The organism is Lacrimispora xylanolytica (assembly GCF_026723765.1).
Lineage (GTDB): Bacteria > Bacillota > Clostridia > Lachnospirales > Lachnospiraceae > Lacrimispora > Lacrimispora xylanolytica.
In genome coordinates this window covers 4333415-4345000 of sequence record NZ_CP113524.1, presented here as the reverse complement: position 1 = coordinate 4345000, position 11586 = coordinate 4333415, and the positions used below count along the sequence as shown (strand labels likewise).

Here is an 11586-nt window from a genome sequence, read left to right as displayed (position 1 = left end):
ACCGTAAGGAGATGTGGAGTGTTAAGAAGAGAGAATGCCGGAATGAGTAGCGAGATGGAAGTGAGAATCTTCCAGGCCGAATATCTAAGGTTTCCAGAGTAAAGCTGATCTGCTCTGGGTAAGTCGGGGCCTAAGGCGAGGTCGAAAGACGTAGTCGATGGACAACAGGTTGAAATTCCTGTACCGCATATTATCAGAACTGTGGGGACACAGAACCGAGAGAGAACCCGGGAATGAAAAGACCGGGGCAAGCATTGGACTGGCTAAGTTGGCAAATCCGCTTAGCAACAGGAAGGTGTGACGCGTACCGAACAAAAGTAGGGAAGTCTCTGTAGGGGCTGTCAAGAAAAGCCGCTATTGTGTAATATGTGCCCGTACCGTAAACCGACACAGGTGGATGAGGAGAGAATCCTAAGGCCGGCGGGAGAAGCATTGTTAAGGAACTCGGCAAAATGACCCCGTAACTTCGGGATAAGGGGTGCCTGAGAAATCAGGCCGCAGAGAATAGGCTCAAGCAACTGTTTAGCAAAAACACAGGTCTATGCAAAACCGAAAGGTGAGGTATATGGGCTGACGCCTGCCCGGTGCTGGAAGGTTACGAGGAGGGGTTAGCGGCAACGCGAAGCTCTGAATTTAAGCCCCAGTAAACGGCGGCCGTAACTATAACGGTCCTAAGGTAGCGAAATTCCTTGTCGGGTAAGTTCCGACCCGCACGAAAGGCGTAATGATTTGAGCGCTGTCTCAACAATGCACCCGGTGAAATTGAAATACCAGTGAAGATGCTGGTTACCTGCGCCAGGACGGAAAGACCCCATGGAGCTTTACTCTAGTTTGATACTGGGATTCGGTATTGCATGTACAGGATAGGTGGGAGGCTATGAATCAAGGACGCCAGTCTTTGAGGAGCCGATGTTGGGATACCACCCTTGCGATATTGGGTTTCTAACCTGCAGCCATTACCTGGCTGGGGGACAATGTCAGGCGGGGAGTTTGACTGGGGCGGTCGCCTCCGAAAGTGTATCGGAGGCGCTCAAAGGTTCCCTCAGAATGGACGGAAACCATTCGAAGAGTGCAAAGGCATAAGGGAGCTTGACTGCGAGACCGACGGGTCGAGCAGGTAGGAAACTAGGACTTAGTGATCCGGTGGTATAAAGTGGGATTGCCATCGCTCAACGGATAAAAGCTACCCTGGGGATAACAGGCTTATCACTCCCAAGAGTTCACATCGACGGAGTGGTTTGGCACCTCGATGTCGGCTCATCGCATCCTGGGGCTGTAGTAGGTCCCAAGGGTTGGGCTGTTCGCCCATTAAAGCGGTACGCGAGCTGGGTTCAGAACGTCGTGAGACAGTTCGGTCCCTATCCGGCGTGGGCGTAGGATATTTGAGAGGAGCTGTCCTTAGTACGAGAGGACCGGGATGGACTGACCTCTGGTGTATCTGTTGGTGATCAACACCATGGCAGAGTAGCCAAGTCGGGAAGGGATAAACGCTGAAGGCATCTAAGCGTGAAGCCCCCCTCAAGATGAGATATCCCATCGCAAGAGTAAGACCCCTTGAAGACGACGAGGTAGATAGGGCAGAGGTGGAAGCATGGTAACATGTGCAGCTGACTGTCACTAATAGGTCGAGGGCTTAACCAGGTTGGTTTAGGTAAGAGGAAGAACGGATGAAAGATATATAACAATGTGTGGTTTTGAGGGTATATGCCTCAAGGATTGCTGAAAAGCAATATTCCTCGATAGCTCAGTCGGTAGAGCAAACGGCTGTTAACCGTTGGGTCGTAGGTTCAAGTCCTACTCGGGGAGTTCGTGATACTCAACAGAAGCTGTGGGGTCAACGAAATACAAGTAAGGCCCCATGGTCAAGCGGTTAAGACATCGCCCTTTCACGGCGGTAACACGAGTTCGAATCTCGTTGGGGTCATTAAAATAATACGGCGACATAGCCAAGCGGTAAGGCGTGGGTCTGCAACACCCTGATCACCAGTTCAAATCTGGTTGTCGCCTCTCTTATGAAAGCCTCAGAAACCTGATAAAATAAGGGTTTCTGGGGTTTTTACTTGTATAGCAGTTTTTTTACTAAACCACCTGCTATGCAGGTGCGTCCACAATTGCTTTAGCTTTAAGTAAAAAAACTTGCTTGCTTAAGAGTATTAAATTGCTACTCTATCCGTTCAGAAAAAATCTAAATAAGCCTGTTTTAAGGTTTCTCTATATAGGCTATCTCCTTTTCCGCCGCTTTTTCCAGGGTTTATAATACATTTCCAATATTTCTACACTATACCCAAAGAAATATTCATATGCTTAGCAATGTTTCTTAGTAAATGTTGTAGCTTAATGACTCACTGATGACGTTAAATTAGTATTGTTCGACTTTAATATGGTTCTAGTATTAAATTATATGACTTAAAACTCCTCTTTCTCTTTTTATCGGCAGGGTTTTTTGAGTAACTTCTCATAGTGCATTGGAGGATTAATATGATTTACATGAATTTAATTGCATCCTTCATCATGCAGATATATAATATATGCAATATATAATGAAAGAATAATGTTTTTGCTACAGCATACATAAATGAAATAATGATTCAAATTCACATCTATAACAAGCTTTTACCAAATCTTATTATAATAGAAGGGAGAATATCTTATGTACTTATTAAACTCATTTACTGTAAAAAGCATGACTCTGCACAATCGTATTGTTATGCCTCCGATGTGTATGTATAGTGCCGGAACTGATGGGATTGCTAATGAATTTCATTTTACGCATTATACCTCCCGTGCGGTTGGCGGTGTAGGGTTGATTATTATGGAAGCCACCGGTGTTTTACCACGGGGGCGTATTTCTGACCATTGTTTGGGACTTTGGAATGATGATCAGGCAAAGGCGCTTAAGCCAATTGTTACCGCTTGCCAGAAACAGGGGAGTAAAGTGGCAATTCAGCTCAATCATGCGGGGCGTAAGTGTGAAGCCCGGGAAAAGATAATTGACGCCCCTAGTGCTATACCATTTAGTCAGGACTCTCCTATGCCTCGTGAGATGACGGAAGAGGATATTCATGAAACTGTTAATGCATTTCGTGATTCCGCTGCGCGGGCGGCTGAAATCGGTTTTGATGCAATTGAGATTCATGGCGCTCATGGATACCTGATCAGTGAATTCCTGTCGCCATTAACCAATCATCGTACGGATGGTTATGGCGGGTCAACAGAAAAGCGATGCCGTATATTGATTGAAATACTAAAGGCGATTCATGAGGTTTGGCCAGTTGAAAAGCCGATTTTATTGCGTGTATCTGCTGAGGATTATGAACCGAATGGTATGCATATAGAAGAGATGTCTAAAATTATTAACTTGGTGAAGCCCTATATTGATGTGCTTGATGTAAGTACAGGCGGAGTTGTGTCAACACCACCTATGAAGATCTATCCTGGCTATCAAGTAAAAATTGCTGAACAATTAAAACAGGTCTGCGGCATACCTGTGGTTACTGTTGGGCTGATTACGGACCCACATCAGGTGGAAGAAATTTTGGGTGGAGAACGGGCGGATCTGGTTGCGCTAGGCCGGGAACTCTTACGCGATCCTTACTGGATACTGCATACAGCACGTAATATGGAAGTCGAGTACCCATGGCCGGAGCAGTATAGGCGTGGTTTTCAGACCAGAAAGTAAACTATGAAGGATTTATGGTTGTGTGTAAGATAGCTTCAGTTACTTATGGGGAAAGTGTTACGACCTTCATTATTCTCACATAAGAAGAGTAATGTCTGCAATGGAGTGTAATGCCAAGTAGATATTCTAATGGAACAATATAGTGCATGTCGCTATGAAATAAAAAGCAAAAGTATAAAAAGTGAGGCAATTAAGCAAGGATTGCTCTCACTTTTTTTGCAGTTTCTTGATACAGATTTCTATTAGTAGAATATTTGTAGTCATTGCAGGGAGTATATTAAATCATTAAAGGTTTTATAGCAATGCATATCTGTATGCATTTTTTATATTCCGTTATAGAACAAAACGATGCAATTTTTAGTTATATTACTTGTTATTCAAGTTAAATGGGGGATCCTATAAAATAGGTAGATTAAATATGATTATGGTATTATAATAAGATGCATTAGTAATAAAATCATATAATTAGAATGTAGAATGAGGTGAATATGCTATGGATAAATATTCTAGTGAAGAGTTAACTGCGGCCCTTAGGGCTGTAAACTCTATCATTAACAAATGTGAAAAAGCAAAGGAAAAATTCCCAGAAGGCAACTCTCATCATACGCTTCTTAGAAATCGTTTAAAGGCAATGTATATATCTAAATCATTGATAGAAGACGCGATTACAAAAAATGTATTAAAATTTTAGCAGGAATAATGGTATCATTTTTGAGACACTAAAGCAGTAAGACAATGCTGGTAATGACCCTACAGAAAACTTGCTAGGATTAAAAATAAGTATACTTTATGAAGTAGATTCCATTTGGACAGATATTAAAGAAAGAGTGAAAGACCGTCTGCTGAATTATTTGAAAAGCTGTTTCAAAATTATATTTCTCGTGTGATGAATGTTGATGATTTAGACAGGGGGGTTCTGAGAAAAGAAGTTTTATTTTATCATCAGGTTTTGGAAAAATCATTAGATCATTTACTTCAGGCCCTTTATGCTCTGAATCGTACTTATTTTCCTAGCCGGAAAAGAATAGAAGAGTATATTCAACGGTTAGGAAATAAACCTAAAAACTGTTATGAGGGGCTTCTGGGAATTATTGAAATGGCAGCTTCTACAAATATAATAGTGGAGTCAGTAAAGGGCCTGAAAAACTTAGAAGGAGAGGTTCGGGAAGCTTTTATAGATTGAAAGGATTTTGGACAGTTAAAAGATAGATATTGTTTTATATCAAAATTGTAATTTTGTATTTTTAAAGATTTATAGCTCTGAACGGATTGTCCTCTTTTTTATGAAAGTCTCGGAAACCTGAAAAAAGTAAGGATTTCTAAGGCTCATTTTTTGCATTTAAGACTCTTTATTATCTATAATGCTATTATATTGGTTATATCCAGAACTGCTATATCATCTAGATTCTACTGATTCATTGGCTATTTCAGAGTCGCGCTTATCCCAAAGATGGGGGTATCCCATAGTGGAGCCCTGGTTATAGTCCATATGTAGTAGGATGAAGGCTCCTTATACGTTTTAATTTCCTAGAGAAAGCTTCGACCATGATATTATGGCAAGAGTCTACCTTTGAGACTGCGTAGTTTTGTATAATAATTCTGGTGTCAGCAGTTAGTATAGACTGACATTAAAGATAAGTTTCATCTACTGTGTTGAACTTGTGATTCTAGCTACGTATCAAATATTTGCATATAATCATAACAATATTGAATTTGTATCACGTATGCTTTATTGATATACTAAATTTTATTCAGACAAGGTTTTTTATAAACAGACAAGCTTTGTTCTCTTTAAGTTGTTGCTATTTCATTATGAAAGGGGAGATATATAAGAGATGAGAGCATTTAAAACAGTATTCATGCGAGGTGGCACCAGTAAGGGCTGTATGTTCAGAAAAGAAGATTTACCAGATGACCGATTGGAGTGGGATTCCATATTTCTTCAGGTAATGGGAGATCCGGATCCAAAGCAGATTGATGGCATGGGTGGAACGGTATCTTCAAATAACAAGATTGTAGTGATATGGAAAAGTGAAGAAAATGATGTGGATGTGGAATATCTTGTGGGACAGGTGATTGTGGGAAAAGGTCTGGTGGATTACAAATCAAATTGCGGAAATATGACAGCAGCGGTAGGGCCTTTTGCGGTTGAAGAAGGTATGGTTGACATAATAAAACCTATTACTACAGTACGTATGCTGAACCGCAACACAGACAAGTACATTCATGTAACCGTTCCCATTGATCCGGAAACCGATACCTTTGCACAAGATGGAGATTGTTCCATTGCCGGTGTGGATGGAACGGCAGCAGAGTTAAAAGTAAAGTTTATGGATCCGGCAGGGTCCAAAACCGGCGTATTGCTTCCTACCGGTAAGTTTCTTGATGTGCTTGAGATCCCAGGATTTGGACCTTTGGAAGCAACTATTATTGATGTATCCAATCCAATGGTAATTGTATATGCAAAAGATATCGGTCTTACCGGAACGGAGCTTCCGGAGGAAATTAACAGCAATGAGGAAATTAGCACGTTGTTAGAAAAAATAAGAGGTACTGCCTGCTGTAGGATGGGATTTGCAAAAAACTTGGAGGATGCCACATTAAACAGTCCTGCAGTACCCAAAGTGGGCTTTGTGACCAATCCAAAAAGTTATACGGATATTGCAGGCCAGCAGGTGGAGGCGGAAAACATGGATATCTGTACGAGAGTTATTTCTGTGTTTAAATGTCATAAAGCCTGTCCATTAACTTCTGCCAGCGCTATTAGCGTGGCTGCCGCTTTAAAAGGCTCTGTTGTGGATAAAGTCCTAAGATCTATGGAACTTGTGGAAAATGTGCGAATCGGCCACCCAAGTGGAATCATGACTATGTACCCTGAACTGACAGAAAAGAATGGTGAATTGGAACTACCGAGCGTTGGGGTACAGAGAACTGCCAGAAGAATCATGGATGGGACTGTTTATATAAGAAGATAGTGTATGGCATGTAGATTCAGATATCGTTTTTCGTGTCTTTGAAAATGCAGTTCAGCAAAAAGCCATAGCGGAGCAATCATTGCGAATATGTTATGCTCTGATAGCTTATTTTCTATAAAATATCGAAGTTAAGTAAATTAGATATCTAATAAATCAAAAGTCGTAACAGATGCCTCAGGCATCTGTTTTTCAATATCTTCATGATCCTTCAATTAAGGAATCCTATTCATCTACAGAATCCTTTTGCGGAGCAAACTTCGATTCCAGATCCATGACCGAAATTGTAAAATATACGAGGGTATATTTTCCTCTGATACTTTTAATCCGAAGGCGGGATTTAGCCCCATAGGTCATTGTTAACCGTAGATTGGTGTTGGTCAGGCCAATGTGGGAGGAGGTGATGTCGGAATGGGTATGAAGCTGTCTCTGCAGTTTTAAAAGCTTTTCCAAAGGAATGCCGACTCCGTTATCCAGGATATAAAATAAGATGGATGTATGAATGCGCCGGATTCCAACATAGATTCTGCCCTTCTCGTCTTTTTCTTTGATTCCATGATAGATGGAATTCTCAACAATTGGCTGTAGAATCATTTTTTTAATCGGATAAATGGTGCAGGATTCATCGACTCGGTAGATTATCTCAAATTTATCGGTGTAGCGAATTTTCATAATATCCAGATAAGTTTTTAAATAGCCAAGCTCTTCCTTGATTTTAACGTTTTCCTGAGGATCTCCAACGGAATAGCGCATAACAGAGGAAAGGTTAGAGACCATGGTACTGCATGAGTTTTCCGAAGATGTCATACGAATTGCTTCCCAGTAAATGGTGTTTAAGGTATTATGGAGGAAATGAGGGTTAATCTGATGCTGTAATGCCTGCATTTTTAATATCTGCAATTTATAATCCCGCTCCGATGCCTGAACTTTTAAATATTTTTGCTCCAGAAACAGCTTTATTATGTTTAGCATAATGTATTCAAATGGATTACCAGCTTTCCTCGGCATTTGGTCAAAATGCTGCTGGGAAGTTTCTGGATTACTGAAGATGTCAATGATGTTACTCAAATACCGATATTCCTTATTGGTCTTATAAAAGGCCAGGACAAAGGATAAGAAAATTCCTGAAAACATAAGGAGCATATAAGTTCCGGAAAGGCTCCTTGTAGTTTTATAGATTTCATTGGAGGGAGTAAAGGTAATATAAGTCAGACCGTTGTTCCGCGCAGATTTTAAATAGGCGGCTTTTTGATACATATCGTTTAGCTCAATATCAAATAGGTGCAACTCTTCTTTCGAAGTGAGTGTTGTATCAATGTTGTCCAATTCGGCAGCAGGATTATTGGATTTGCTGTTGGTATAAATAACATTGCGTCCCGAATCAATTAAATATATGGTCTGGCTGCTGTATTGCAGCAGCGTCTGAAAATACTGCTCCATCTTATTTAGATTATATTCGAAGGCGACCATTCCCACCGGCTTGTTTGCAAAACGTGTATAGAGACGCTGATAAATGACCAGGGAATCGATGGAGGCAGTAGATCCGGGAACTGTTTTTCGCTTGATCTCCATCCAGAAATCTTTGGTGCCGGAATTTTTATAAGTTTCTATAATGTTCTGTTCGTCTGAATTGAAGACCGTTTGCATAGAACCCCTTTGCGGAAGGAACATCCGGTTATAGGAATTGTCATAATAAACATAGATGTTTTCAATATAAGGGTCAGTAAATATAAGGTTTTGAAAATATAAAGACAGGTTTTCTATATTTCTCAGGGAATCCAGAGTAACAGACTTTTCATTAAATGCTTTTTTCATTTGAATGGTGACCCTGGGATTGGAGGAGAAAAATATTTTAGCATTATCAATATGAGAATAAAGCTGTTCAATGGTCTGCTCCAGCTGATGAAGGGTCTGATAGGTGCTTTTTTCTATAGCAGCCGTATTGTCCTTCGACGATTGGATGACACTGTAAGGGCCAACCATCATGATGGGGATCAAAAGTAACAGGCAGTTGGTTAACAGGCTTTTGGTAAAGAACTGATAACGAACGGATAATTGTATACGGATTGTTTGTTTCATCTGCTTCATCTGTTTCATTTTCTTTTCGTTTCCTATCTCCGGCTGATTATTAGCCGCCAGTCCCTTATAGGCATTACCTGTTTATTTTTCATGGTTTCGGTATTCTGTGGGGGTAGCACCCCAATATGCTTTAAAGGCTCTTGCAAAGTTATTGGGATTTACATATCCAATGGAATTGCTGATATTATATATTTTAGAATCCGGATCTTTTAGAAGTAATGCGGCCTGTTTCATGCGGCTTTCGGTTAATAAATCAGAAAAGGTCTTAGCGGTTTTTTGTTTGATCAGCTGGCTGAGATAGGAGGAATTTAGATACAGGGATTCCGCCAGATCCGAGAGGGAGCCTTCCCGATAGTTCTTTGTACAATAAGCGAGAACCTTATCTATAATTTCATCGGGGACATAATCGGTTTCGTCCTGGGATGAGATCCCATATTTATTGTCCAGTTCCTTTTTTATAGTAGCAAATATCTCTTTTAGCTCAGAAAAATTGGTAGGCTTTAAGACATAGTATCGAACTCCATAGCGCATGGCATTTTGGGCATATTGAAAATTGTCATAGGCACTTAAAAAGACAATAGTGGGGCTGGGGGCAGGAGCCTCCCAAATGGCTTTGGCGAGACCGATACCGTCGATGTCAGGCATACTTATGTCTGTCAAAATCACATGGACCGTATGATCTTTTATATAATCAAGGGCTTCGCGACCGTTTCCCTTTTGGGCACAGACGGAAAAGCCGGATTCATTCCATGGAAAACAGGAGGCGAGAATATCCCGGGAATTAGCCTCATCATCTACAATTAAAAGCTCGTACATTGTTTTACCTCCCCAACAAATCGGTAACGTTTATTACCAGCAAATTATAGCATGTCAGGCTTCTTTGCGTCAAATGAGAGCGATGATTCCCAGGAGTTTTTCATAAACCTCTAAAATAATGATAGAGCTGTAAAATAATGATAGATAATAATGATAGGTACAGGTAACGGTGACAGGGGCTCAGTTCATGAGGGTATGTGATAAAATCTCATTAATGAAAAGCGTTAGGAGGAGTAATGTATGTCACCGCAAGCAACTAAGAATCTGCCCGTACCCGGTGTCAGGAAATATCCGAAAAACTGGAAGTGGGGAATTTTGTTTATTCTGCCCTGGCTGATTGGTTTTTGTATTCTTCAGGCATATCCGTTAATTATGTCCCTGTACTATTCATTTACGGACTTTTCGATTTTGTCTGAAGGTAAGTGGATTGGGTTAGACAACTATACAAGACTGTTTCAAAAAGATAAATACTTTATGAAATCGCTTGGTTTGACCTTTAAGTATGCACTTATGGCTGTTCCCATGAAGCTTATTATGGCTTTAATTGTGGCAATGATACTGAATATGAAGCTGAAGTGCATCAATCTATTTCGTACCGTTTACTATCTGCCTTCTATTATGGGTGGAAGCGTTGCAATCTCCATTTTGTGGCGTTTTATGTTTATGAAAGAAGGAATGATCAATAAGTTTATTGGAGTATTTGGTATTCCTTCTGTAAACTGGCTGGGAAATCCGGATATTGCACTGGTAACCATCAGTTTACTGGTGGTATGGCAGTTTGGTTCCTCCATGGTTTTATTCCTTGCAGGACTTAAAAATGTACCTACAGAACTTTATGAGGCTGCAGAGGTTGACGGAGCTAACAAATGGACAAAGTTCTGGAGTATTACTCTTCCCATGCTGACACCGATCGTTTTCTTTAACCTGATTATGCAGATTATCCATGCATTGCAGGAATTTACATCAGCATTCATCATTACAAACGGGGGTCCCAATCACGGAACTTATCTGATTGGAGTGAAGATTTATGAAGACGCCTTCAAAAATTTGAAGATGGGATATGCATCTGCGTCCTCCTGGGTGCTGTTTGTGGCGATTCTTCTAATTACACTTTTGGTATTCCGCTCGTCCAGTGCATGGGTATTTTATAATGATGGAGGAATGGACTAATGAGAGTGAAGAAAAATGATATAATTGCATATGTAATCTTAATTGTTATGGGTGTTGCAATGATTTATCCTTTAATCTGGCTGTTTTTTGCCACCTTTAAGGATAATCAGGAGTTATTTGGAAAGATGAGTCTCTTGCCTGAAACGTTTTCTTCCATTGCTTACAAAAATGGCTGGAAGGGAAGCGGTCAGTTTACCTATCTTACCTTTTACTTAAATACGTTCAAGCTGGTGGTGCCGACGGTTGTTTTTACCGCACTATCCACGGGAATTGTTGCTTATGGGTTTGGAAGATTTAAATTTCCTTTTAAAAAGACCTTATTTGCACTTATGATTTCTACACTGATGCTGCCAGACGCAGTCATCATGATTCCCAGATATGTGGTATTTAATAAATTTGGCTGGGTGGATACCTATCTTCCCTTCTGGGCACCTGCAGTTTTGGCCTGCTACCCCTTCCTGATTTTTATGCAGATTCAGTTCCTGAGAGGAATTCCGAAAGAATTAGACGAATCCGCTTACATGGATGGGTGTAATCCATTTGTGGTATATGTAAAGATCTTGGCACCTCTTTTAAAGCCATCGGTATTTTCCGTAATCATTTTCCAGACCTTATGGAGATGGAATGATTACTTTAACAATCTTGTTTATATCAGTAGTGTAAAGAACTACACCTTGTCATTGGCCTTAAAAATGTCCATTGACAGCCAGGGGTCATCGACACCATGGAATCAGGTTTTGGCCATGTCCTTTGTATCATTGATACCGCCGATTCTTTTATATTTCTTCGCCCAGAAGTATTTTGTTGAAGGTATTACAGCCGGAGGTATCAAAGGCTAAAAGTAATATAATGACAGGTGGGGCTGTTTGC

General features: G+C 40.6%; 8 protein-coding genes, 3 tRNA genes and 1 rRNA gene (1 of these 12 running past the window's edge). 10 read left to right on the top strand and 2 right to left on the bottom strand.

The features are described from left to right. From OW255_RS19995 to OW255_RS19960, 8 genes are all read left to right on the top strand, one after another. A 23S ribosomal RNA gene (locus OW255_RS19995) occupies positions 1 to 1641 on the top strand (it extends 1252 nt beyond the left edge of the window). Positions 1642 to 1733: 92 nt separating this feature from the next. Then, positions 1734 to 1806 (top strand) — tRNA-Asn (locus OW255_RS19990). 46 nt (positions 1807 to 1852) lie between these two features. Beyond that, a tRNA-Glu gene (locus OW255_RS19985) sits at positions 1853 to 1924 on the top strand. 12 nt (positions 1925 to 1936) lie between these two features. After that, a tRNA-Cys gene (locus OW255_RS19980) sits at positions 1937 to 2007 on the top strand. 643 nt (positions 2008 to 2650) lie between these two features. Further along, the gene (namA, locus tag OW255_RS19975) at positions 2651 to 3679 is read left to right on the top strand and encodes an NADPH dehydrogenase NamA (RefSeq protein WP_024838042.1); all 1029 of its coding nucleotides are present in this window, start codon (positions 2651 to 2653) and stop codon (positions 3677 to 3679) included. 493 nt (positions 3680 to 4172) lie between these two features. Then, positions 4173 to 4370, top strand: a complete 198-nt coding sequence (locus OW255_RS19970) for a hypothetical protein (protein WP_024838043.1) — start codon at positions 4173 to 4175, stop codon at positions 4368 to 4370. A 192-nt stretch (positions 4371 to 4562) separates the two neighbouring features. Then, the gene (locus OW255_RS19965) at positions 4563 to 4862 is read left to right on the top strand and encodes a hypothetical protein (RefSeq protein ID WP_155857778.1); all 300 of its coding nucleotides are present in this window, start codon (positions 4563 to 4565) and stop codon (positions 4860 to 4862) included. Positions 4863 to 5514: 652 nt separating this feature from the next. Beyond that, on the top strand, positions 5515 to 6654 hold the full coding sequence (locus OW255_RS19960; protein ID WP_024838045.1) for a 2-methylaconitate cis-trans isomerase PrpF family protein: 1140 nt from the start codon (positions 5515 to 5517) through the stop codon (positions 6652 to 6654). Between the two features lie 222 nt (positions 6655 to 6876). On the opposite strand, the gene OW255_RS19955 is transcribed toward OW255_RS19960, so the two are convergent. Continuing rightward, positions 6877 to 8748 (bottom strand): sensor histidine kinase, encoded by a 1872-nt coding sequence (locus OW255_RS19955; RefSeq protein ID WP_024838046.1) that lies wholly within the window; start codon positions 8746 to 8748, stop codon positions 6877 to 6879. A 63-nt stretch (positions 8749 to 8811) separates the two neighbouring features. Continuing rightward, positions 8812 to 9546 (bottom strand): response regulator transcription factor, encoded by a 735-nt coding sequence (locus OW255_RS19950; protein ID WP_024838047.1) that lies wholly within the window; start codon positions 9544 to 9546, stop codon positions 8812 to 8814. A gap of 240 nt (positions 9547 to 9786) precedes the next feature. Between OW255_RS19950 and OW255_RS19945 the strand changes: the two genes are divergently transcribed. Both OW255_RS19945 and OW255_RS19940 read left to right on the top strand, forming a co-directional pair. Beyond that, positions 9787 to 10716 carry a carbohydrate ABC transporter permease gene (locus tag OW255_RS19945; RefSeq protein WP_024838048.1) on the top strand — a complete coding sequence of 310 codons (930 nt, stop codon included), beginning with the start codon at positions 9787 to 9789 and terminating at the stop codon, positions 10714 to 10716. Next, positions 10716 to 11555, top strand: coding sequence for a carbohydrate ABC transporter permease (locus OW255_RS19940; RefSeq protein WP_024838049.1), 840 nt, complete (start codon positions 10716 to 10718; stop codon positions 11553 to 11555). The genes OW255_RS19945 and OW255_RS19940 overlap by 1 nt, the downstream gene beginning before the upstream one ends. Positions 11556 to 11586 lie beyond the last annotated feature (31 nt).